Below are 801 nucleotides of genomic sequence, written 5' to 3'. Positions count from 1 at the left end.
GACGCGGAGCTCGACGCCACCCCCGCCCTCGAAGTCGAGGAGGTGGAGTCCGAGCCCGTGGCCGACATCGAGCTCGTCGAGGAGGTCCCCGCCCTGCCCGTCGCGGCCATCCCTCCGCCGCCCGCGCCCTCCCTGCCCGTGGCCCGGCTGACTCCCGCTGCACCCGCGAGCCCGACGCTCCGGAGCCCGGCGCCAGTGGCCCCCTCGGCGCCGGCCATGGCCGCGGCCGTGGCCATCAACCACCTTCGCCCCGCGGACGACTCGCTCTTCGAAGCGCCGGTGGCCGGCTTCGCGTCCGCCGCCAACTCCTTCGTGGAAGGCGAACACCGCGTCATCATCCACACCGTCGAAGGACAGGTGAAGCGCGGCACCATCCGCGACGCGGACCTCCTGGAGGACACCATCTCCCTGGAGCAGCAGAGCGGCTTCGCCCCGGAGCGCATCCCCGGCAAGCGCGTGAAGGCCATCTTCTTCATGCTCGCCGCGGGCGCGCGTCAACCGCAGGCGGAGGGCTCGAAGATCCGCGTCACCTTCAACGACGGCCGCCAGGTGGCCGGCTTCTCCCAGGACTTCAAGGGCCCCACCCCGGGCTTCTTCGTCGTCCCCGCCGACACCCGCACCAACACCGCGCGCATCTTCATCTACCGCGCCAGCGTGCAGGCCGTCGCCGAGGGCTGAGGGGATGAGAAAAAATTAACGATTCTGATGCATCCAAAGGATGCATAAGCGCTGCTGTGCGAGCATGAATCGCCATGGCGGGGAGCAAACGGCCGCGAGTGCGTGTGCTCCGGCCGAAACGGA

General features: G+C 70.0%; 1 pseudogene. It reads left to right on the top strand.

The window, feature by feature from the left end:
- A pseudogene (locus D7Y11_RS42765) lies at positions 1–678 on the top strand (hypothetical protein); the annotation flags it as partial.
- Between the last annotated feature and the right edge of the window lie 123 nt (positions 679–801).

Origin of the sequence: Corallococcus sp. AB018, from assembly GCF_003986945.1 — a bacterium.
Taxonomy (GTDB): domain Bacteria; phylum Myxococcota; class Myxococcia; order Myxococcales; family Myxococcaceae; genus Corallococcus; species Corallococcus exiguus.
This window is presented reverse-complemented; position numbering and strand designations above follow the sequence as displayed.